The 23,301-nt window shown below is 46.6% G+C and carries 15 protein-coding genes; 7 read left to right on the plus strand and 8 right to left on the minus strand.

The genetic code is table 11. From position 1 onward, the window contains the following. On the plus strand, nt 1-2,261 hold a 2,261-nt coding region (locus Q0882_RS06030), incomplete at its 5' end, for a type I secretion C-terminal target domain-containing protein (protein WP_299179127.1). Nucleotides 2,262-2,352: 91 nt separating this feature from the next. On the opposite strand, the gene Q0882_RS06035 is transcribed toward Q0882_RS06030, so the two are convergent. Next, on the minus strand, nt 2,353-2,691 hold the full coding sequence (locus tag Q0882_RS06035; RefSeq protein WP_299179129.1) for a HopJ type III effector protein: 339 nt from the start codon (nt 2,689-2,691) through the stop codon (nt 2,353-2,355). 231 nt (nt 2,692-2,922) lie between these two features. Between Q0882_RS06035 and Q0882_RS06040 the strand changes: the two genes are divergently transcribed. Continuing rightward, the gene (locus Q0882_RS06040) at nt 2,923-3,159 is read left to right on the plus strand and encodes a hypothetical protein (protein ID WP_366915914.1); all 237 of its coding nucleotides are present in this window, start codon (nt 2,923-2,925) and stop codon (nt 3,157-3,159) included. Between the two features lie 45 nt (nt 3,160-3,204). Here Q0882_RS06040 and Q0882_RS06045 read toward each other — a convergent pair whose 3' ends face one another. Continuing rightward, on the minus strand, nt 3,205-3,450 hold the full coding sequence (locus Q0882_RS06045; protein ID WP_299179133.1) for a TIGR02647 family protein: 246 nt from the start codon (nt 3,448-3,450) through the stop codon (nt 3,205-3,207). Between the two features lie 316 nt (nt 3,451-3,766). Between Q0882_RS06045 and Q0882_RS06050 the strand changes: the two genes are divergently transcribed. After that, nucleotides 3,767-6,274, plus strand: coding sequence for an EAL domain-containing protein (locus Q0882_RS06050; protein ID WP_299179135.1), 2,508 nt, complete (start codon nt 3,767-3,769; stop codon nt 6,272-6,274). An 81-nt stretch (nt 6,275-6,355) separates the two neighbouring features. Continuing rightward, nucleotides 6,356-8,113, plus strand: a complete 1,758-nt coding sequence (locus Q0882_RS06055) for a thiamine pyrophosphate-binding protein (RefSeq protein ID WP_299179137.1) — start codon at nt 6,356-6,358, stop codon at nt 8,111-8,113. Between the two features lie 3 nt (nt 8,114-8,116). Here the strand turns inward: Q0882_RS06055 and Q0882_RS06060 are convergent, their stop codons facing one another. From Q0882_RS06060 to metG, 6 genes are all read right to left on the minus strand, one after another. Beyond that, nucleotides 8,117-8,938, minus strand: a complete 822-nt coding sequence (locus Q0882_RS06060) for a citrate/2-methylcitrate synthase (RefSeq protein ID WP_299179139.1) — start codon at nt 8,936-8,938, stop codon at nt 8,117-8,119. Then, nucleotides 8,925-9,743, minus strand: a complete 819-nt coding sequence (locus Q0882_RS06065; protein ID WP_299179141.1) for a citrate/2-methylcitrate synthase — start codon at nt 9,741-9,743, stop codon at nt 8,925-8,927. Before Q0882_RS06065 ends, Q0882_RS06060 begins: the two co-directional genes overlap by 14 nt. 12 nt (nt 9,744-9,755) lie before the next feature. Further along, a complete protein-coding gene (locus tag Q0882_RS06070) occupies nt 9,756-11,882 on the minus strand; it encodes a TonB-dependent receptor (protein ID WP_299179143.1) in 2,127 nt (708 codons plus the stop codon). 28 nt (nt 11,883-11,910) lie between these two features. Then, nucleotides 11,911-13,497, minus strand: coding sequence for an ATP-binding protein (locus Q0882_RS06075; RefSeq protein WP_299179145.1), 1,587 nt, complete (start codon nt 13,495-13,497; stop codon nt 11,911-11,913). A 15-nt stretch (nt 13,498-13,512) separates the two neighbouring features. After that, nucleotides 13,513-14,445, minus strand: coding sequence for an ABC transporter substrate binding protein (locus Q0882_RS06080; protein ID WP_299179147.1), 933 nt, complete (start codon nt 14,443-14,445; stop codon nt 13,513-13,515). Between the two features lie 103 nt (nt 14,446-14,548). Further along, nucleotides 14,549-16,594: a methionine--tRNA ligase gene (metG, locus tag Q0882_RS06085; RefSeq protein ID WP_299179149.1), complete on the minus strand. Its 2,046-nt coding sequence runs from the start codon at nt 16,592-16,594 to the stop codon at nt 14,549-14,551. A 286-nt stretch (nt 16,595-16,880) separates the two neighbouring features. On the opposite strand from metG, the gene Q0882_RS06090 reads away from it, so the two are divergent. The 3 genes from Q0882_RS06090 (at nt 16,881) to Q0882_RS06100 (ending at nt 23,232) form a co-directional block, all read left to right on the plus strand. Next, entirely contained in the window at nt 16,881-18,146 is a 1,266-nt protein-coding gene (locus Q0882_RS06090) for an HDOD domain-containing protein (protein ID WP_299179151.1), read from the plus strand. Between the two features lie 99 nt (nt 18,147-18,245). Continuing rightward, nucleotides 18,246-19,337, plus strand: coding sequence for a tRNA (uridine(54)-C5)-methyltransferase TrmA (trmA, locus tag Q0882_RS06095; RefSeq protein WP_299179153.1), 1,092 nt, complete (start codon nt 18,246-18,248; stop codon nt 19,335-19,337). Nucleotides 19,338-19,773: 436 nt separating this feature from the next. Continuing rightward, a complete protein-coding gene (locus Q0882_RS06100) occupies nt 19,774-23,232 on the plus strand; it encodes an acyl-[ACP]--phospholipid O-acyltransferase (RefSeq protein ID WP_299179618.1) in 3,459 nt (1,152 codons plus the stop codon). Nucleotides 23,233-23,301: the final 69 nt, after the last annotated feature.

The following is a 23,301-nucleotide window of genomic DNA, read 5'->3' on the forward strand; positions in this document are numbered from 1 at the left end:
TGAATGATGCAGCGATTCAGGGTATGGACGATCTGGAAACGGCGGATGATGTGTTCACCTATACGGTTTCAGATGGAACCGCGCCAGTCACCACCACACTGACGGTTACCGTATTTGGTAACAATGATGCGCCAACGATTCAGGTCGATGCTCTCTCCAAAGAGGTGGATGAGAAAGGCCTGGCAGATGTGGGTAGTGGTGAACTTGCTGATGGCAATGGTGGCAATCAATCTGATCAATCAGAAGTGGCGACAGGTACTTTCACAATTGCGGATACCGATGGATTGGATGATATCCAGTCGATCACATTAGGATCAAATGTCCTTACAATCGGTAATGGTGTGGGTGAGTTTGCGGACTTCAATGCCATGATCGGTGAAACGGCGAATACTACTTATGGTACGGTCGAAATTACGGGCTATGCTGCCGGTGTATTTAGCTACTCCTATACATTAACGTCTCCGTTCTCACATACACCCGGTGTGGATGATGGCATTACGACGGAACCATCAGCGGATAGCTTTGTGGTGAAAGTGAATGATGGCATCACTGAAGTTTCCGCTACGGTTAATATTGATATTGTCGATGATATTCCGAATGTTGTTACACCGGATCTCGGATTTGTCACCAATACCACAGGGGTTTCCGGTACCACAACTGGCAAGCTGGATATTGATGGAAATATCGACAACAACCTGGGGGCAGATCGTGCAGGGGGCACTATCTCCTTTGCGGTAACGAATGGTACAGACAGTGGCTTTACCTCTGCGGGGCTCACCATCTATTTGTTTGTTTCTAGTGATGGACAAACGCTGATCGGTTCAACAACCAACCCAGATGGTGTTCTTGATGGTGATGATGTTGCTGTTACCGACAATCAGGTATTTGTAGCAGCGCTGAATCATGATGCGACTGATGTATCAGATGATACGTATACCTTTACATTGACTGGACAGGTGGATGGAGGACAGACCTCATTCAGTGTCAGTGATGTAGGGTTTGATTTTGTCGGTGGTAATGACCCATATTCATATTTCGATGATACGAACCCTCTTGATGCAAATGGTGATCAGGATGTACTTCTGACGCCTATGATCAATGGTGTCAGTGCAGGTACGACAAATACGAGTGATATAGCCATTGGTGTTTCATCTGGTAATAGTATTGGCTCAAATGAAGCGTTGCGTGTTGATTTTGTGAATGGAATCAGTGGAGATCCAACGAAAAATATATCACAAGCGGATTATAGTAACGCTCCTAACCAAGATCATGTGTTCGACGGTCATAACCTGGTTAATGGTGCAACCGCGATATTCACGGCGATCAATTCGACTTCCGATATTCGAATAAAAGCATTCATTGATGATGATACTGATGGCAGTACCGTTGGGGTGGGTAATGCTCAACAAGATATTACCAGTGTGACTATCAGTTATAATGGTGATGCGCAGACAGTCACTTCCACAGATGCCTCCGTCCTAGTTGGAGGAGTGACATACACTCTTAATTGGACGGGCGATGATTTAGTAGTGGGTGGTATTGTTGCTGATACTCAGGTCTCTGTATTCACAGATAATCAGCTCACCACTGTGGAATATCATCACGAGGCGGGCGCTACATTTAAAATCGAGGGCTTCGGTGCTTCTGTACCTGAGCCAGGCGATCTGATCAAAATGGACTTCGATGTTCAACTCACTGATGCAGATGGTGATACGGTCCTTGTTCCTGGTGCGGTTAGCGTTAATATCAGCCCTGAAGATCATACTATCTTGACGGGTGATTCTGATCAGACTGGCGATACTGATGCCTACACCATTCTGGGTACAGAAGATGACAATATCCTCATCGGTGGCGATGGCAACGATGTACTGGTTGGTTTCGCTGGTAGTGACGAACTAACAGGTAACGACGGTTTAGATCGCTTCATGTTTGTAGGAGAAGATAGCGGATCAGGTGCTGATACGGTTAAAGACTTTACTACAACAGAAGGCGATATTCTTGATATCTCTGATCTGCTGGGTGGGGTTACCGAAGATGCCGCTACACTGGATCAGTACCTGCATTTTGAAAATACAGTGGATGGTACTGTCGTGCATATTAATGCTGATGGGGACTATGCGCTTAATACGAATGAAACAGGTAAAGATGAGCATACCGTCCTTCTGGAGGGTGTGGATCTGACTGCAGGAGGTACATTAACGGATCAGCAGATCTTGGATACGTTATTAACAAATAATAATCTGGATACTGATGGTCAATAACCTCGCTGGTAATCGGCACTGAACCTTCAGTGCCAATCCCTGATAAAGCTCCGGTCTTGTGCCGGAGCTTTTTTGTATCGGTTAAACGATCTTATTTCGCAGTGAGTGCTTCACCCTCGAAATCGATCTCAGACCAGCCTGTTTGCATGAAGTTACGGATATTGCCGTGGTCGTTGCCTTCAGGTGTGTTGAGTACATCCTGATAAAAGCGTCCGAAGCACTTTAGAGTCTGCTCTTCACTGAGATTATTTAACTTGGCAAATGCAAAAATTTTACAGCTGCCTTCATTTTCCCCAACAGCATTATCGACCTGGCCGTTCTTAAAAGCGGTTGGTGTGTAGTTGTAGTTATCCGTAATGGCCTGGATGGTATGTTCAAAGTCCAGTTCAGGGTTGGTACCGATCTGTTGCAGAAACTCATTGAGATTCATCTTATCGCCTTAATCTGATTAGTCATTGTTGTGCGGGATCTTAGTGAGACTGTGGATTTTTGCAATAGTTGATCCGTGTCAGGCTTGTTTCGTTTTTATTACGTTCAGTTCTAAACGGACAGGAAAGTAGAACCGTTTAGCCTAGACTGACAGTAGGCAAGGGAGAGAAGAGCGCCTTAATTAGAATAAGAGGGGGAAAGAGCCATGTTAACTTACAATGAATGCTTGGAAATGAGTGGACTCACTGTCGGTGAAGTAAATGCGATTGCTGAGCATGAGCATGTAGATCCGATCATTGCAATGGCGATGGGGAACTATCTCGTTGAGCATCAGGGTGAGCAGAGGATTAAGAAGATTATTCTTGATGATATCGCCAAAGCTGAACGGAATAATGATGAGGCTCATGCACATCTGTTACGCAGGGTGATGGAGCACTTTATTGCAACACATCCAGATTCAGGTTTATAAGCAAAGGGCCTTTATGGCCCTTTGTTGTATCTGGCATATTCAATTTCAGAGTCGGCTTTCAGTTTTCAGTATTGTGATAAGGATCTGACTGTTTTCTGCAGCATCGTGTCCTAGGGGGGTAAGGTAGCCACCGTCGGATTGAGTGATCAGCCCCTTATCAAACAGTCGCTGTGTTGCTGCGATAACCTCTGGTTTGGCTGAAGAATGAACCTTGATACCTTCCTGCGTTGTTTCTAGGTTGAAAAGGTTTAGTACATTGAGTTCCTGCATCATCTCTTCGTTATAGGGCATGTCGCCTCCTGAGAAATTCAATATGCGAGTCGCTGTATCCAGCGGCTTATTTTTATTTGCGGATCCTGTCGTCCAGCATAGACCTTATTGAGATGAAATATAACCTCTCCGTGTATAAGGAATTTAGATTAACGTTAGATAAAATTTTAAGTAACTTGTTCTTTTTACGAAGGAAACTTGATGGCAAACTAGAGGAACTGTATTGTCTAACTTAGAGTACATTTTTTTGTAGTAATTCTGATTTATGATGGGCAGTGATTTTGGTTAGGCTTTGCTGTCTAGTTGTACCTACTAAGGATTTTACGGATGTTGCGTAATGGCTGATCCACTTAGATTATTGTTAGTAAATCGCGATGCGCAGAAAAGAAAGGAACTCGCCGATTTTATCTCCTCCTGCACCTCCTATGAGGTTGTAGAAGCGAGCAGTGGCCGTGCAGCTGTCTCTATTCTGAAAACAGATTCTATCGATTGTGTAGTCAGTGATATCTATCTGGGTGATCTTGATGGTTGGCGTCTGGCCCGATTAATTCGTTCCGGGGTTTTAAGCTGTAGTGATGCGACTCCGATCCTGATGGTTTCTTCGACCTGGTGCGAACGGATTGCAGAAACCACCGCCCGAGAATTCGATATAGATCACCTTATCCCTTTTGCTGAATATCAACGTTTAGAGCCTCTTTTGCAGCAGGTAAAAGGGCTGTGCGTAAATGCCCGGTTACCCCGTGTACTGGCGATTGAAGATGCATCCGAAACAGCTGTGTTGATTCAGCGTATCCTACGGGGGCGCTTTATCGTGGATATCGCTGCGGATGGGCCAACGGGTATCGCGCTTTGGCGTGAGAATAAACACCCTATTATTCTTCTGGATGTGATGCTTCCCGGTATGTCTGGTCCGGAAGTGATGGACACAATTTTGAGTCAAAAGCCGGATCAGTCGATTGTTATCATGACAGCGCATGGCTCCATGGATCTGGCGGAAGAACTAATGCTCAAAGGGGCTGCAGACTTTCTAAGTAAGCCTTTTAGGGCTGAGCAGCTGCGTAAAGTGTGTGAAATTGCGTCTCGGCGCGAAGACTTCCTTATCAGTAATCAGCAGTTTGCAGATACCATAGAATCGTTGCAGCTTAATAAGCAGGCTTTGTATTCGCAAGCAAAAGAGCATCAACTGATACTCGATAATCTATCCACTTCGGTCGTGGAGTTGGATAACCAGGGGCGGGTTGCTTTTATGAATCGCTCCTGGGTTCTGCTGACCGGGCAGTCTCCGGTTGATCTACAAGGAAAACAGTTTACTGAGTTTACCTGTTCTGAATCGTATAGTGCTTCTGAACAGGTAGCTAATGCGATCGATATGCTGCTATCAGGCCGTTCTAACCGATACCGGCTTGAATTTCAGCTTCAGGATAAATTCAGTCAGGGTGCCTGGGTTGAAGCTCGATTCAACAGGATTCATAGAGAAAATAGCAGCGTTGCTATTTCAGTTGCTATTGATGATATCTCAGCCCGAAAACAGGCGGAGCAGAGGCTCCATCATCTTGCGATACATGATGCTTTAACAGGTCTGTATAACCGTGTTTACTTTGAAAATGAACTGACACGTATCACCTCAATAGCTAAGCGTGGTGATAGTACTCATTGTCTGGTGTATATCGACCTTGATCACTTTAAAGCGATCAATGATACGCTAGGACATCAGCAGGGTGATACCGTGCTGATTGATGTTGCTGAACGTTTACAGCATAGGGTGCGTGACACGGACAGACTATGTCGTATCGGTGGTGATGAGTTTGCTTTGTTGCTGGTCGATACTGATATCGATGAGGGGTGCAAGATCGCTGCAGGCCTTTGCGACCTTGTAGCGCAATCTCACAGCAATGTGGGAGGGCAGGCGTTTAAGGTGACCTGTAGTATTGGTATCACTGCTATTTACGGAGATGAAAGCTCCCCTCAAAACTACCTGCAGCAAGCGGATATTGCTCTTTATGTTGCGAAAACGCGTGGTAGAAACTGCGTACACTCATTCTCAGTAGAAGATAAAGAGAGTGGTGATGTTAAAAGCAGCATGCAGTGGCTTCATGCCGTTCAGCATGCGATAGAGAACGATCAGTTACTGCTGCATTTTCAACCGATCTATAACATCGCTAACCATCATGTTGAATATTATGAGGCGTTGGTACGTCTGGATATTGATGGGCAGGTTGTTTACCCCGGTGACTTTATTCCTGCGCTGGAGCGGTTTGAAGATATCTCCCTGTTAGATCAGCACGTTATCTCCAAAGCGATTAAGTGTTTGGCGGATTACCCAAGGTTGACGAAAATTGCTATTAATCTGTCAGCGCAGGCGTTCCGTAATGATTCACTGGTGCCGCTGATCGAAGAAAAGTTACGCCAGTTTGGAGTAGAGCCGCAGCGCGTGATTTTTGAACTTACAGAGAGCGCGAGTCTGAGTAACCTTGGTGCCACTCAGGAGATGGTTACTAAGCTTCGTAGTATGGGGTGCGCTTTTTCGATCGATGATTTTGGCACAGGGTTTAGTACATTTTCCTACCTGAAAAGCCTGCCAGCAGAGACAGTCAAGATTGACGGCTCATTTATAAAGGGAATTACGAGCAATCCAATCGATCTGGCATTGGTTAAATCGATCCACGAGGTTTCCACTGCTTTAGGCAAGAAAACGGTTGCGGAGTTTGTTGAAGATCAGGATACGCTGAATATTCTGCGTGATATTAAGGTGGATTATGCACAGGGTTATCATGTTGGCAGACCGATGCCGATTGAGCAGCTATTTGATCAAAATGAAGTAGAGCTGGTTCTGGCTGAGGATTAGCGGCAGAACAGATATTCTGCTTAAGCGTTAAGCCTCTACTGAGGTCTGATAATAATAAAGGGAAGCATACAGGGAACAGTTATGAGTACAGCAGTGGTTAAGAAGTGGGTACCCTCAACAGAATCACAACCTTTAAAGTGTGGTGATGCGATTGTGTCATTTTTGCGCAAGCTGGATGTGACTCAAGTTTTCGGTGTTCCGGGCGGTTCAATCGAGCCTTTTTTCGATGCAGTGGCACGAGCCAGTCGCGAAGCGCCGATCGAGATGGTGGTGGCGCGACATGAAAGTGGTGCGGCATTTATGGCGGACGGTTATGCCCGGGAACGCAGGAAAATAGGGGTTTGTTGCTCCACAACCGGACCTGGTGCGACCAACTTGATGACCGGTGTTTCAAGCGCCTATGTGGATAACATTCCAATGTTGGTAATTACGGCGCAAACTCCAATGCCAAAGTTCGGCCGTAAAGCGCTGCAAGATAGCTCCTGTAGCGCGGTTGATCTGGTGGGTATGTTCAAGCACTGTACTAAGTACAGCAGCCTTGTGTCGCATGCAGATCAGATTATCCCTAAATTGATTGCGGCGGTTCAGGCTGCAAATGCTTATCCTAAGGGCCCCGTACACTTAAGCTTTCCTGCTGATCTGATTAATCAACCACTTAGCTTTGAGCCTGATTATCGTTTGGATATGTTAACAGATGACTATTCCTTAGTGGATCTGAATGCGCTGGATAAACTACTTCCGGAGATTGTACAGGCGAAAAAGATTGCCCTCTTTTTAGGGGATAACTGTGAAGGTGCGAGTGAAGAGATAATTCGTTTTGCTGAGCGCGTAAACGCGACCATTATATCTGGCCCTATGGGTAAGCGCTGGGTCAATGAGTATCACCCACAGTATGCGGGCGTATTCGGGTTCTCTGGGCATGCGAAAGCTCGCCGTTTAGTGATGGATCAGCAGTATGATCTGATGATTGCCATCGGGGCTAAGCTTAGTGAGATCGGTACGAATGGCTGGGAAGCCAAACTGATCAATGAAAAGTTGATTCATATTGATAGTATTCAGGAGCATTTTTGTCGTTCAGGTACGGCACGCCTTCATGTGCTAGGTGGTCTGACATCGATTTTCAAGCAACTCAATGAGCGTTTGGCCAAGTTGGCTCGTATGCCGTGGCAGGCGACGAGGCCATTACAGTTTCAAGAGAGCCTTTTTTCTGAAGATGAGAACGCTCTGTGTGAGGGCTCTCACTATCCGATAAAACCCCAGAGGCTTTATTCCTCACTGGCTAAGATGCTTCCGGAAGATAGTCGCGTGTTTATTGATGCGGGGAACGCCTGGGCTTGGGCGACCCGCTATTTTCAACGTCGGGATAATCTTGGTAGGTATCGGATTGCGATGGGATATGGTTCGATGACATGGGCGATAGGAGCTTCGGTGGGATCTTGTGTTGCAAATCCATCGTCTCCGCATCTGTGTATTACCGGTGATGGAAGTTATCTCATGAGTGGTCAGGAGATCACTGTGGCGCTACAGCAGAACATACCGTTGGTGATGCTCGTGGTGAATGATAACTCACTTGGTATGGTGAAACACGGTCAGCGTTTGGGTGGTGCCGAGCAGATTGGCTATGAGCTTCCACAGATCAATTTTGCTGCCATCGCGGAATCGATGGGGATTGAAGGGATTGTCATCGACACTGTTGAGCAGCTGGATCAACTGGATTTTTCTCGATTATTCTCTAAACAGCAGCCCACTCTGCTTGATGTTCGTATTGATGCAGAAGAGGTGCCGCCGATGGGTGAGCGAGTTAAAGGATTAGCCACCAGTAAAAATACCTGCGAGTAGTGCTTATTCTCTGGCTGGCAGTGCTCGATCATCCACACCAGTATAGATAACATCACTGCAGCGTAGAGGCAGATAGCTACCTGCGGGGCGATCAATCGCTTCCGCATAACAGGCTTGAACCCCTGCGCTGACCCAAAGCGCACTTATCTGAGTGAGTTCATCTACAGTAATGCCCTGGTCGGCCAGAAAGGCGACCATATATCCACCGAAGTTGATCGATTCCTCTATTGTATCCGCCAGATAGTCGCTTATCTCTTCTGCGAGTAATTCATGGGTGCCGGGTGTGAAGCCCAACTGCTTACTTACTTCACGCATCGCTATGACTCGCTCGTCACCCTTAGCGATAGGGCGAGCGTAACCTGGTACGGTTTTAGTTCGGTTTAACTGTTGCTCGATGATGGTTTTTAGCTCGAAACCCTGTTGCTTTGCGTCAACTGACTCTGTGATAAAGTTCATGCAATGAGGAATCACGCCCGGGCCGTATAAAAGTGAGTCCGATGCCATTATTCCCGCAGATACCGCAGCGACAGGTTTCGTTCCTGCGCTGCCAGCTAAAGCCGCCATCTGATTACACCAGATGCGTGAATCAGGCCAGCTTAAACAGATGAAGCACCCCTCCAGCCAATCCGCCAGATTTTTTGAGGGGATCTTGCCCGTAATATTAAGCAGTAGCAGCTGAAAAAAGGATACCTCTCCAACCAGTTCATCCATCATGGAATAGCCATGATTGTAGACCGCTTCACCTATTTTCCAGCCCCCTTTACGGCTGTAAATACGATTACGGTAGTGGTCCCAATAACGGTATGCTGATTTATTCGATGACATAGCGATCCTCCGGGAGAAAGGGCATAGCTGTAAGTTCGGCATCGCTTTTTTCAGCCGCCTGGGCTGCGATACCAGGCAGGGAGGCAATCTGGTAGCACAGTTCTCCTTGATAAGGGCTAAAGCCGAGATCACAAAGGGCCGCCGCAGCGATACCAGTGATTCGCCAACCGATCTCAGGTCGCTCAGCCGAGATCGTTTGTAATAGTGAATCACACCAACTTAGAGCAGGTGTCTGATGCGCTTTCATCAGGTTGTGAGCTAATACAGAGGTGTACTGATCGGCGGAACCAAAGAGGGAGCCAAAACCTGGGGTTATGGTGATATCCCCTTCTGTGTCGGCTGAGTCATTTACAGCGAGGATGAGTTTTTTTGCAACCTGCTCTGCAGGCGAATGTTGCTTCTGGAGGATAAACTTCATGCAACGATAAACTTCATGGCTCCCGTTATGCTCTCCACCCAGTACATTTAGCGCCAAAGGCAGTATATGACCCACATGGGTTTTGCTCGTAGCCGCGCTCATGGCTGCTCTACACGCGGGATGACGAGGACCAGGGTGAATCAGAGTAACAAGGAGGCGATCAAATAGTCGCGTTTGTTCAGCTGTTGGGAGTTCGCCTTTGAAAATGAGGAAAATAACTTCTGAGAAGTTGCGTCCATTGATCAGATCAAGATGGTTGTATCCATGACAGTGAGCGTTTTCAGTATGGTAGGGATTCTCCTCAGAGGGCGTTTCCTTCCAGATTGAAGTGGAGAAGTGTTCACAGAAATCATCCCCGCGATTTTGCTCTTCAATTTTTTTTTTCATAGGCACCTGAGATTAGAACTGATACTTAAGCTCGCCCCAGATGCTCCGCCCTTCAAGTGGGTAATCATTCGGAATACTGCTGCTGGATGGCTCTCTGGCATCTGTATCAAATAGATTCTTCACAATAAGGGATGCAGTGACTTTGTTCTGTTTGAACAAGCGGCTTAGCTTAACATTGACCCAGTGATAGTCCTCTATGTCATCACGTGAGTCCCCCGTAGCCCGTTCACGAGACCCGATCCAGTAATGTTGCAATGAACCATTGAATTCAGGTGTGAAGCTGTAATTCAGATCTAGGTAAGTGCTGTGGGTTGGGACATCAGGGATCGCTGCGCCAGTTGCTGCGTCTTCTGCGTTCTGGTAAGCATAGCTTGCATTAAGGTGGAGCTTATCAGACACCTGCCAGTCGGCTTCCAGTTCTGAACCGTAGCCATCCTGATCACGAGCATTAGCATAGGTAATGGTGCTGCCAGTTACTACGGTATCGATCAGGTCAGTAGCTTCATAGGTGTAAAAGTTGGCTTTAAGTCGTGTATCAAAGTTGAGACGGTAATCAAAAGCCAGCTCCCATGTTGTGATCTCTTCAGGTTCCAGATCCGGGTTTCCAAGCAGAGCGGGATTGTTTTGCAGGTATTGCTCACTGAAAGAGGGCGCTCTAAAGGCTGTGCCGTACAGAATCTTTGTCGTCAGGTCATGGCTGGTTTCCCATACCAAGGCTATCCTGGGTGTTGTGGTACTGCCAAAGTCAGAATATCGATCCCAGCGCAAGCCTGCTGTGAGTGACCAGTCATTACTTATCTGCCATTGATCTTGTGCAGAGATAAAAAGTGCTTTCCTATCACTATTGGGTAGAAATACATGCTCAGAATCGGAGACGTTGGTTAATGTGCCATCGATAGGGGTTGCTGTACCGTCAATGACCCCGGGGCCAAAGTTCTTATACTCTTGAGTGTCTATTTTGTTGTATGTCCAGCCGGATGCCAGGCGGATAGAGTGTTCTTCTATACCGTTATAAAGCGCGGATAGTTCCAGCTTAGTCGTTTCAGCAACAGATTGAGGATTGCCGATATACCCATCAGTAAATACCACATTTCCTGAAAAGGGTAAGGAGAATGCGTTACCGTCACTACCAATTGGAAGAGTACTTCCAGCAGGAAAGAGGTTAAATAATGTATCGCTTTCGGTTCTCAGGTATGAAAGGTCAGCGTTGAAATGCAGGTTTGTGTCGAGTTCTGTGCTGTAATTCAGATGGGTGAGAAATTGCTCAGAATTCTGGTAGCCCTCCTGATCCAATGCCAATGCGCCACCTTGACCTATACCAGCCTTATCCTGTTTCCAATACCAGTTGTTTAACTGCCAGTTTCCGTAGCTAAGATCGAGTTGTAAGTTGGTAGTATCGTAATGGGTAGAAAGAGCTCCGGGTGCTTCGGAACTGTTGGTACTAAATAGCGTGTCGAGACCGCTTTGCAGATCACTTTCGATAATGCGGCCACTGTCTCCATCGGATGTTTGTTGTGAAAAGGCGAATGACACGGAGTGGTCTTGAGCTACATACCCTTTGCTGAACCATAAGTCCTGGCTATCGAAACTACCTAGCCGGATACCTGCGCTACCATTTGCATTCTCTTCCGCTGTTTGGGTAATGATATTGATAACGCCACTGAAGGCATCAGCGCCATAGACTGCCGATCCGGGACCACGAATTACCTCTATTCGACTGATGTTGTGAAGGGGCATTCGGAAAGTGAAGGCTAATCCACCATTATAATTATGCTTGATCTCATTTCCGTTCAGCAGGACCAGTATTTGTGGGTTGAAACCTGTCTGAATTCCTCGAATAGAATAGACCGGGTCGAGTCGGCTCAAGTTTGAAGGCATGACATGCAGCCCAGGAATTCGCTCCAGTACCTCATCGAGGTGGGTTGCCCCCATCGCATCGATCTGTTGCCGGGAGATGACACTGGCAACGGAGGGGGCCTTGCGGATCGGTATCACCGTGCCAGTAGCAATGCTGATCAGCTCATCTTCAGCATAGAAGTCAGCAAATTCATCCCCCTCATAAAACTGATTGCTCTCCACTGCCCATAATGGAGTGTGGATAAGGGAGGCAACTATCAGAGGATAAAACTTGATCTGCATGCTTTTGTACCAGCTGTTCGTTTTAGTATTAGCCATTCTGCAAGCTCGTTTCGTCTATAGTTGCAGGTGCTGTGTTTGGATTCAAGGGTAGATATAAGGTGAACTCTGAGCCTTGACCTGGTGTGCTTTTCAGACTGATATTTCCCCCCATCATCTCTGCAAAATGACGGGAAATGGCCAGGCCCAGGCCAGTGCCGCTGTACTCGCGCTTTACACTACCATCGATCTGTCTAAATTTATCAAAAATTATCTCAAAATTATCGCGATGAATCCCGATTCCAGTGTCAGAGACAACCCAATAGACATGATTATTCTCAATAAATGTCCTCAGGTCTATTCTGCCTTCAGATGTAAACTTACAGGCGTTAGAGAGAAGGTTGATCAGTACCTGCAGGGTTTTTTCCTTATCAATGGAGATGGGACAGTCAATATCAGACAGTGATATCCGTAGTTGGTTACGATTTTGAGTGGCCAGCGGGCGAATAATCGTCTCAAGCTCAATTGTGATGTTATTGATCGAGGTTGTTTGGAGAGTGACTTCCGTCTCACCAGATTCGCACTTTGCCAGGTCTAGGATCGAATTAATTAAAGAGAGGAGGCGGTTTGATGACTCCAGAGCCGATTCTAGATCATCCACTTGTGTGTAGAGCGCTTCGTTCTCAAGTTCTTCTCGGACGAGCTCAATATAGCCCATGATTGCCTGAAGAGGGGTGCGCAGTTCATGGCTAATATTGGCAAGAAACTCCGATTGAGTTCGCACAGCGGTCAGGGCTGTATCACGTGCTGAAGTCAGCTCTTTCGTGCGAATGGCAACCTGAGATTCCAGACCCGCATTCAGTTCGATGAGTCTCTCCTCCTGTTTAGAGAGTGCTTTCATCATCGCATTATAGTTACCAGCGATCTGCCTTAGCTCTTTGGCGCCTTCAATATTTGCAAATGTATGCTCACCGGAGCGCCTCGCGCGGTTCATTGTTTCAGAGAGATTAACCAGTGGGGCTGTCAGGCGCTTAAGGCCTGCATTCTGTAACCATACCAGTAAAACCGCAAAGCCCAGGCCGATCAATAGGATATTGCTGAACAGGTTGTTGGTAAGGTTGTTCAGCGATGTTTTAGATATATTGATAACCGCATGACCAAGAAAAAGGGAACCATCTTCAAGTGTGTCGAAATCGGTCAGATTTCCCTCATCTCTAATTTCCTGAAGATTGATCGGAGCGCTGACGATCCAGTGTTCGCGATCATCCTCTACGATGCTGGCCTTCTGAGGTGTTAACCACTCATGGAGTTGGTTTTCGGACCACTCAATTCTCCCTTTGTGAACGAGAGGGTCTCCTGAAGCATTGAAGAGTGCCACGCCAACCACGTCATTGAAATTTAAGACCTGATTGATCGCATCATTTGCATTTTCCTGGCTTTCTGTCAGAAGGGATAAGATGCTGTTTTGAGCAAGGTTACTGACGATCTGGAAGGACTGGTGCTCGAGTATCTTGCTGGATTGTTTAGTTGCGATCCAACCCGCTGTTATCGAGTTAATCAACGACAAGATAAAAATTGATAGGATCAGAAAAACCAGAAGTTGTTTTCGAAGGCTGCTTTTATTTCCAACAATCAACATACGGTTGCCCTGTACTTACGGCTTAGGAAAAGTCAGATAAAACGTTTGTTTAACTTTTGGGGAGTATTCAAGTCCCAGATGTCTTGCAGTCCTCAGATTTACGCCGACATTGCTGCTTTCAGATGTTACCACACCAGGGTTTACACTATCGGAATAGATACGCTGAACCATCTTGGCGAGTCTGACTCCGGATGCTTCATTATTGGGATAAAGTGAGAATAGAGAGCCACGTTTTACGTGTGAGGGTTTACTGGAAAACAGAACGATTTTCTTCTCCCAGCACTCTCTTAGAAGCAGCGGTAAAATAACCTTCTCGTTTGCTGTGACCCGATCTATGGGTAGCCAGATAGCATCCTGCTTGTCTGCAGACTGGATAATGGATCGGTATTGTTTGACCGCATCGGCGATCGTATCTACTCGATAATTGATCAGTTTCAGATTCTTGCCTTTGGTCGATTGCTTGGCTGCATCTATCAACCAGTCATTATGAGGTGTGTGGACAACATGAATTTTCCTTGTGGAGGGTGAAAGTTGCTCAAGTTGTTCAAAGAGATTCTTAGGATTTGTTATCAGGCTGACCCCTGAAATGTTACCAGGACGGAGTGGCAGTGCTCCACTGACAAAGGGGAAGAGAGGCTTGATTGAATCGATCATTGAAAAACTACGGCGACCCAGTGTAACCACCATATCGATATTGTCATTTTTCAATTTTGATAGCAGCTCTGTTTTATCGAATTCACGGCTGAGAGGGTAGCGTACTATCTTATCCGAGTGTTGTTGCTGGATACCTGAAATAATCTGTTCAAACACCTGTTTGTAAGGGGGTGGGGATTCAGGATAGAGCACAGCCAGATTGGCTGCATAACTTGGAATGCAGGTGATAGTTGCGAGAATAAAAAGCAGATGCACTCTGCTTAAGTATCTAAAAGTCCTTTTAGAATCTGCCATGTTCAGGCTGTATATCCTGTCTATTTAACTACGGGTGCCAGAGGCTTGCTGGCCAAGTCAGCAGTCTGCCGTAACGTTATTTTGGCAGACTGCTGTTGGGGTCTTACTTAATACGCATGCCTGGTTGAGCACCGTCATCCGGGTTCAGAATCCAGAGGTCTTCGCCTCCAGGGCCTGCCGCTAAAACCATGCCCTCTGAGATACCAAACTTCATTTTCCGTGGTGCTAGGTTAGCTACCATTACGGTTAATTTTCCTTCCAGGTCTTCAGGCTTGTAGGCTGATTTGATGCCAGCAAATACATTGCGAGTTTCGCCGCCCAGATCGAGTGTCAGTTGCAGGAGCTTATCAGCCCCTTTCACATGTTCGGCTTTCGCGATACGAACAACGCGTAAGTCAACTTTGGCGAAGTCCGGGAATTCAATTGTTTCAGCAATGGGCTCCTCGGTGAGGGGAGTGGTCTTAGGCTGGTTTGCCTTCTGTGCTTCAGCAGCAACTGCTGTCAGAACTTCTTTAGTTTCCTCGATAATGGCGTTTACCTTATCCTCTTCTACACGCTGCATCAACGGTTTGAATTTGTTGATCTTGTGAGACAGCAGAGGTTTGGCAATGCTATCCCAGTTGAGATTATCAACAGCGAGGAAGGCTGCAGCCTCATCCGAGACCTGAGGCAGTACAGGTGCAAGGTAAGTAACGATGACTTTAAAGAGGTTGATGCCCATAGAGCAGCAGTCCTGAACCTCTTGCTCTTTACCTTCCTGCTTTGCCAGAACCCAAGGTTCAGCGGCATCAATGTATTGATTGGCCTTATCAGCAAGCGCCATGATTTCGCGCATCGCTTTGCCGAATTCGCGATTTTCATATGCCTGGGCGATGCTATCACCGGCAGCGACGGCTTCCTGATACAGCTCAGGTTGTGCTAATGCAGGAGCCATCTGGCCATCAAACTTCTTCTTAATGAAGCCTGCACAGCGGGAAGCGATATTGACGACCTTATTTACAAGGTCCGCATTTACACGCATGCGGAAATCTTCCAGATTAAGGTCGATGTCATCTATGCCGGAACTTAGCTTGGCGGCAAAATAGTAACGCAGATACTCAGGACGCAGATGCTTTAGATAGGTTTCCGCCATGATGAAGGTGCCACGAGATTTTGACATCTTCTGGCCATCCACTGTCAGGAAACCGTGGCAGAATACACCGTTTGGTTTACGGAAGCCCGCACCTTCGAGCATGGCTGGCCAGAACAGCGTATGGAAGTACGCGATATCTTTGCCTATAAAGTGGTACAGCTCAGCATCAGATGAGGCTGACCAATATTCATCAAAATCGACGCCGTTTTTGTCGCACCAGTTTTTAAAGCTCGCCATATAACCGATAGGTGCATCAAGCCAGACGTAAAAGTATTTGCCCGGTGCATCTGGAATTTCGAAACCCCAGTATGGCGCGTCGCGTGATATATCCCAGTTCTGCAGGCCTGACTCAAACCACTCATTGAGCTTGTGGATCATCTGTTCCTGAACGTGGTTATCGACCCAGTTGCGCAGGAAGGATTCAAAGTCGCCCAGTTTAAAGAAATAGTGCTCAGACTCTTTTTCAACAGGTTTTGCCCCTGAAACAGCTGAATAAGCGTTCTTCAATTCAACTGGGCTGTAGGTCGCTCCGCACTTTTCACATGAGTCACCGTACTGGTCAGGTTCATTACACTTCGGGCAATCCCCTTTGACAAAGCGGTCCGGAAGGAACATCTCTTTTTCGGGATCATAAGCTTGTGTAATTGTTTTCTTCGCAATGTGCCCGCCATCCCTCAATGCCGTGTAAATCAGGGATGCAAAATGTTGGTTCTCTTCAGAGTGAGTTGAATAGTAGTTATCGAATCCAACCATGAAGCCGGCAAAGTCGCGCTGATGTTCTGCGCTGACTGTGTCGATCAGTTCCTGAGGTGATACGCCTAACTGGTCAGCTTTGAGCATGATCGGAGTGCCGTGGGCATCATCCGCGCATACATAGGTGCATTGGTGTCCACGCAGTTTTTGGAAGCGTACCCAGATATCTGTCTGGATATATTCCACCAGATGGCCTAAATGAATTGGGCCATTTGCATAAGGGAGGGCGCTGGTTACAAGAATCTTGCGTTTGCTGTCAGTCATGATCTGCCGGAGAACCTGAAATCAATAAAAATAAGAGCGGGGATTTTACGATGTTTGAGGGAGTATATGAACCATTGTCTTCGTAAATGCGGTGAATTTGGCTGGAATTGCTGTTGAGTGGAAAGGGTGTATGTACTGATGGTCGTGATCCGGTCATGGGTTGTACCGTTTCTTTTATGTCCTCTTAATGTCGAGGGAGAGTCGCCGGAAATAGATTTGTTCTATTGTTTAAAACAAAAATATATTTTATTGTTTTGTTGTTGAATGATCGTTTTTGGTGGCGTTTGTGTGTGATTTATCTACCGGGTCTTTGAGTGGAAAAGCTTTGATTCTCTCTAACGATACAGAGGCTTTTGAATGTTACCTTGCTGAAATAAAAGAAAAAAGTGGCTTTAAAGTTGATGTTGTTTATGACTGGGGAGCGCTGAAAGAGTTTTATGCTGAGCACCATTATGACCTGATTGTTATGGGGCTTGGTTGTTTGTCAAAAGAAGTTGAATTAAAACAAATTCATGATCTTGTTTGTATCCGTTCTGAGGGTATCAGGTTTGCCATCTACCCATATATGAATGCTTCAAATCGTGTGGCGTTTTCTGAGGTGTGTCATCGGCTTTTTCCGGTTGATGGTGATCCCCAAGCTATGATCTCTGCTATTGAAGAGAGTCAGAGAGCTTTAGATGTCATTGGTCGAGACCGAATTTATCAGATCATTCAGGAAATTAAGGTGCTGCCATCAATCCCGGATACCTATATGCGCCTAAATCAGGAGCTTCTTTCAGAAAACAGTACAGCAGGCAGTATCGCAGCGATCATTGAGCAGGATATGGCGATGTCAGCGAAAATCCTGCAATTGGTTAACTCTGCATGCTTTACGATGCATCGGGTTATCTCCAATCTGAAAGAGGCGGTTACCATATTGGGTATGCGGGAAGTTAGAGATCTTGTATTGACCAGTAAAGTCTTTGATCAATATCCGCAGGATGGTTCCTGGAGCTGTTTTGCTTTTGATCATATCCGCGACCGTTCGGTTTTGGTTGCCGGGTTGTCACGGGAGATCTGTCGTTCTGTTAAAGCGCCACAAGAGGTGATGGATCAATCATTTCTGGCGGCACTGTTGCAGGACTTTGGCATGTTGATACTTGCAACACATGATGCCGAGGGGTATCGAAAGATTATCTATGAAGCGAGTCGTTTGGGTCAGCCCCTGTATGCAGTTGAGAAGATGCGGCTGGGAGTGACGCACACTGAAGTGGGAGCCTATATGCTCTCACGTTGGAATATTGCGCCCGGCGTCATTGAAACCGTTCTATTCCATCACTTTCCATCCTCATCAAAATTTGATGATTTCAGTGCGCTTACCGCGGTACATGTTGCGGATGCTATCCTGCCTAATGTCACCAATCAGTTGAATTGTCAGATCTCAAGCCGGTTGAGTCATGCCTATCTTGAGCGTTTGGGTTTGTTGGATAAGCTCGAAGAGTGGCAATATCTGGCAGATCGATTTCGAGGTTTTCATCCGGGCTGCGGGGGCAAGAAAAGCCACTTTTCGTAGTCGCTTAACGTATGTCGGTATATAGGTAAGTCAATAGCAGCCGGGGTAACATCCTGTTAGAATGCCCGCTTTTTGAATCTGGCTGAATTCGAGGCACGAATGTCCATCTCTGTTGTTGAACCTGAAAAATATGAAGCACAACTTGCGGTCAAAAAAGCGAATACTGCAGAGCAGTTCGCAGGTTTTGATCTGCCAGAGATTGAAGTATTTGAATCGCCACGAAGCCACTATCGTATGCGCTGTGAATTCAGAGTTTGGCACGATGACGATGATCTCTACTATGTGATGTTCGAGAAAGGCAACAAGCATGCCCGTATTCGTATCGATAACTGTCCTATGGTCTCAGAAAGAATTCACGAGGTGATGTTTGAACTTCTGGAGGTGATCAAGCCTTCGGAAATCTTACGAAGAAAGCTATTCCAGATCGATTTTCTGAGTACGTTAAGTGGTGAGTTGCTGGTCACTTTACTGTATCACCGCCCTATTGGTGAGGATTGGGTGGAAGCGGCGAAAGTGCTTAAAGAGCGTTTCAATATCCAGCTAGTAGGGCGCTCTCGCAAGACAAAAATATTACTTGATCAGGATTTTGTAATTGAAAAGCTGGATATCCTCGGTCGGGAGTATATCTACAAGCAGGTTGAAAATAGTTTCTCTCAACCTAACGGTGAAGTTTGTCGCCATATGATTCGTTGGGCTCTTGATGCTACTGAGGGGGCCGGCGGAGATTTGGTTGAACTCTATTGTGGTAATGGCAATTTTACACTGCCGTTGGCACAGAATTTCCGGCGTGTCGTAGCAACTGAAATATCAAAAACATCCGTGCGTGCGGCTCAGTTTAATATTGAAGCAAATCAGATTGATAATGTTGATGTGGTACGGATCAGCTCTGAAGAGTTTTCTCAGGTTCTTAGTGGTGCTGTCGTCAAGCGTAGAACAAAAGATCTCGGACTGGATGAGTGTAACTTTACCACAGTTCTGGTTGATCCCCCCCGTTCAGGGCTGGATGATGACACGGTCAAGCAGGTGCAGGCGTACGATAATATTCTCTATATATCCTGTAATCCGGATACGCTTAATGAGAACCTGGAAGTTATTACACAGACACATGATCTGAAACGATTCGCAATATTTGATCAGTTCCCGTACACCGATCATCTGGAGTGTGGAGTGTTTCTTTCCCGCAAATCATGATCCCGGGGGGAGGAGAGGGCTCTGGAGTTCTCTGTTTGTAAAATTCCCATAAGTTTGAGGGAATGGTCATTGGATAGAAGCCTGCGAATCAGGGCTTTCAGGATATATCCGTCACTACTTTGACTGTCCCCTCACTCTCTCGATTCCTCTCTGGCGGTCTGGCAATTACGCAGGTGATAACCCCCCCTACCTTGTGTTTGGTCTCGGTCATTATCTTTTTCATCATCTAAACCCGGAATAAGTCTGACCAGTTAAATAGGGCTTGGTGTAATCTATCAAGTATTGATAAGTGATACTTAATGCATTGTAGATTCCTCGTGTACTCCTATTAAGTAAGCTCTAGCGGAGAGATGGGGCTGCTTTATTTCTAGCAGTTCAGACGGTTAACATTGGGTTTGCTCTCTTGCAATCTGAAGAGGGCTATCTGGAGTGAATGATGAAAGAGTTGTTGAAAGTTCATGGCTTTATCGCGTTTATCTGTGTCGCCTTTATCAATGCGTTTGTCGATCTGGGTCATAAAATTATTATCCAGAACACCCTGTTCAAGGCATATGATGGAGATACGCAGATTGTACTCACCGCTGTTGTTAATGGACTGATATTACTGCCTTTTATCATGCTATTTACCCCTGCGGGATTCCTTGCAGACAAGTACCCTAAGAATCAGGTGATGAAACTCTCTGCTTGGGGGGCTGTGGTAATCACACTGCTTATCACCGCCTGTTATTACTTTGGCCTCTTTATTCCTGCCTTTGCTTTGACCTTTATTCTAGCTCTACAAAGTGCATTCTATTCCCCAGCAAAATATGGATATATCAAGGAGCTGGTAGGGGTGAATAACCTCAGTGAGGGAAACGGTTGGGTACAGGCGGTGACTATGATCGCGATTCTGTCGGGCATTGTGGTTTTTTCCCTTCTGTTTGAGCTGAGGTTGGAGGGGGTAGAGCAGTTATCTCCTGAAGAGGCCTTAGTTACGGTGGCGCCGTTAGGATGGTTGTTAGTCATGGGGGCGCTGGTTGAACTCTATCTTGCGTATCGATTGCCGCAACTGAGCGGCATCGACAAGCAGATGGAGTTTGATAAGAAAGCATACTTCTCCGGTAGAACAATGCAGGGGAATCTGTCACTCCTGCATAGTAAGCGTCCAATCTGGTTGGCGATCATTGGGTTGTCTCTTTTTTGGTCTGTTAGTCAGGTAATGTTGGCTGTGTTTCCCGCTTTTGTAGAGACACATCTTGATCAGCATAATACCTTTGTCATTCAAGGCGTTATGGCGCTAGCCGGGGTAGGTATCATGCTGGGTTCGATGCTCGCCGGGCGGTTTTCGAAACACTACATCAATGTGGGTTTGATACCTGTGGGTGCTTTAGGTGTGGCGTTAGGGCTTATCTTTTTACCTCTGCTTGATTCAATGTGGCTTATGGCTGGCTGTTTCTTGGTGATCGGTTTGTTCGGCGCCATGATGAATGTTCCTCTGAATGCATTGATTCAGTTTCATGCAGCTGAATCAGAAACGGGGCGCGTGATCGCGGGTAGTAATTTTATCCAAAATCTGATGATGCTGAGTTTTCTCGGTATAACAGTGCTCTTTGCGTGGGGGGGGATAGATGGCGTCTGGTTGTTGAAATTGCTGGCTGTCATTGCGGTAGGGGGTACGGTATTTGCGATAATTACTTTGCCCCAGGCTTTTATACGCCTTCTGGTTATGATGCTCTTTCGGCGAAAATATAATCTTCAGGTACTGGGATTTGAGAATTTGCCCGAGAGTGGCAAGGGGACACTGTTGCTGGGCAATCATATCAGTTGGTTGGATTGGGCGATGATTCAGATGGCTTGTCCCAGGCATATTCATTTTGTCATGGAGCGCAGTATCTACGAGCGGTGGTATCTGCGTTGGTTCTTGAATCTTTACAGGGTTATCCCTATCTCCAAAGGTAATAGTAGGCAGGCGCTTGCTCAAGTTAAAGAGTGCTTGAATCAGGGTGAGGTTGTCTGTCTGTTTCCTGAAGGTGCCATTAGCCATATCGGCCAGTTAGGTGAATTCAAACGTGGGTTTGAGAAGGCCTGCGAAGAGGCGTCTGGGGTGATTGTCCCATTCTATATGCGGGGTTTATGGGGTAGTCGATTCTCGCGTTCATCGGACAAAATGAAGCTGATCCGCAGGCAGGGGCTCAAGCGAGAAGTGATTGTTGCCTTTGGCCAATCTATGCCCATTTCAAGTACAGCGGCAGAGGTAAAAAAGAAGGTATTCGAATTATCGATTCATGCATGGGATAAGCATACTGAAACTCTGGAAACGTTGCCCAATGCTTTTGTCAGATCGATGAAGGGAGCGTCATCGGGTTATGCGGTAACCGATGTTGATGGTGAACCACTCAGTCATAAAAAGATGCTGACCGCTTGCGCTTTGTTTAGTCAGCGTATCAAACGATCCCGTGGGGAGAATATAGGGCTGCTGCTGCCAACATCAAGTGCGGGAGCAATTGCGAATATGGCTTCTCTGATGGCAGGAAAAACAGTGGTTAATCTGAATTTTACTGCGTCCGGTGCTGCAATGAGCTCTGCACTGGAGCAGGCAGAAATTGAAACGATTATCACTGCCCATCGATTCATCAAAAAGCTTAAAGCACGTGGGATTGATCCCTCTCCGCTACTTGAAGGCCGACATGTCTGCTATATGGAGGATATTAAGGAAGGGATTGGCCGGATTGAGTCCCTACTGATGTATGGTGCTGTCTCCTGCTTGCCAACATTCCTTCTTCAGCCTTTACTCAATCAGCGAACTAATCTTGAAAGTACCGCAGCGATCCTTTTCTCTTCCGGTAGTGAAGGTGCACCAAAAGGAGTGATGCTCAGTCAACGCAATATGATGGCTAATTTACGGCAGACTGCAGACGTTCTGAACGTAAGGGAGGAGGACTGTATTATGGCAACGCTGCCTCTTTTCCATGCGTTTGGATTAACTGTGACATGTTTGATGCCACTGGTTGAAGGTATTCCGTTGGTGTGCCATCCCGATCCAACCGATGCCTACAAAATTGGAAAGGGGGTCGCTCGATTCAAGGCTACCTTGATGTGTGCTACATCCAGCTTCCTCAGACTCTATTGCCGCAATAAGAAGTTACATCCCTTAATGTTCGAATCATTGCGTGCGGTAGTTGCGGGTGCAGAAAAGCTTGATCAGCAGGTGCGGGAGAGCTTTCAGAGCCGATTTCATGTGCCGGTCATTGAAGGGTACGGTTCCACCGAGACAACGCCGGTTGCCAGTACTAATCTTCCAGACTCGCTGGATACAGACTGGTGGTCTGTTCAGATTGGGAATAAACCTGGGACCGTTGGAATGGCGCTGCCGGGATCTACATTTCGAATTGTTGATCCAGATTCATTGGAGGAGCTGCCAGTGGGAGAGAGTGGTTTAATTCTTATTGGCGGTACACAGATTATGCAAGGTTATCTGAATCAGCCGGATAAAACCGCTGCAGCGATCACAGTTAAAGATGGTATTCGTTGGTATAAAAGTGGAGATAAAGGGCATCTGGATGAGGATGGATTCCTGACGATCGTTGACCGATATAGCCGTTTTGCGAAACTGGGTGGGGAGATGATCAGTTTAGGGGAGGTCGAACGCCAAGTCAGGATACTTGTCGGTCAGCAGGAGCGTCCGCTGGTAGCGGTTAATCTGCCTGACAGTCGTAAAGGTGAGAAAGTCGTTATGTTGATTGAGGGGGCTGTTGATGAAAAAGAGATTCGACAGCAGCTTGTAGATGGGAAAATGTCGGCGCTATTACGTCCCTCGGCATTTTACCCGGTGGCTGCGATACCTGTTTTAGGTAGCGGTAAAATTGATTTTGTTCGTGCCAGAGAGATGGCCATTGAGTTATCCGGCGCGCCTTAAAATCCAGGAGTAGGTCTTTTTAACAAGCGTATAGACAGTGTCGATGCTGTCATGTAAAAATCCTACTAA

The sequence above is a fragment of the uncultured Neptuniibacter sp. genome, assembly GCF_947498015.1.
Lineage (GTDB): Bacteria > Pseudomonadota > Gammaproteobacteria > Pseudomonadales > Balneatricaceae > Neptuniibacter.

What these genes read in the sequence shown, in the direction of transcription:
- Q0882_RS06035 (WP_299179129.1), bottom strand. Translation starts at nt 2,691, where the DNA reads ATGAATCTCAATGAGTTTCTGCAACAGATCGGTACCAACCCTGAACTG.
- Q0882_RS06040 (WP_366915914.1), top strand. Translation starts at nt 2,923, where the DNA reads ATGAGTGGACTCACTGTCGGTGAAGTAAATGCGATTGCTGAGCATGAG.
- Q0882_RS06045 (WP_299179133.1), bottom strand. Translation starts at nt 3,450, where the DNA reads ATGCCCTATAACGAAGAGATGATGCAGGAACTCAATGTACTAAACCTT.
- Q0882_RS06050 (WP_299179135.1), top strand. Translation starts at nt 3,767, where the DNA reads ATGGCTGATCCACTTAGATTATTGTTAGTAAATCGCGATGCGCAGAAA.
- Q0882_RS06055 (WP_299179137.1), top strand. Translation starts at nt 6,356, where the DNA reads ATGAGTACAGCAGTGGTTAAGAAGTGGGTACCCTCAACAGAATCACAA.
- Q0882_RS06060 (WP_299179139.1), bottom strand. Translation starts at nt 8,938, where the DNA reads ATGTCATCGAATAAATCAGCATACCGTTATTGGGACCACTACCGTAAT.
- Q0882_RS06065 (WP_299179141.1), bottom strand. Translation starts at nt 9,743, where the DNA reads ATGAAAAAAAAAATTGAAGAGCAAAATCGCGGGGATGATTTCTGTGAA.
- Q0882_RS06070 (WP_299179143.1), bottom strand. Translation starts at nt 11,882, where the DNA reads ATGCAGATCAAGTTTTATCCTCTGATAGTTGCCTCCCTTATCCACACT.
- Q0882_RS06075 (WP_299179145.1), bottom strand. Translation starts at nt 13,497, where the DNA reads ATGTTGATTGTTGGAAATAAAAGCAGCCTTCGAAAACAACTTCTGGTT.
- Q0882_RS06080 (WP_299179147.1), bottom strand. Translation starts at nt 14,445, where the DNA reads ATGGCAGATTCTAAAAGGACTTTTAGATACTTAAGCAGAGTGCATCTG.
- metG (WP_299179149.1), bottom strand. Translation starts at nt 16,594, where the DNA reads ATGACTGACAGCAAACGCAAGATTCTTGTAACCAGCGCCCTCCCTTAT.
- trmA (WP_299179153.1), top strand. Translation starts at nt 18,246, where the DNA reads ATGTCCATCTCTGTTGTTGAACCTGAAAAATATGAAGCACAACTTGCG.
- Q0882_RS06100 (WP_299179618.1), top strand. Translation starts at nt 19,774, where the DNA reads ATGAAAGAGTTGTTGAAAGTTCATGGCTTTATCGCGTTTATCTGTGTC.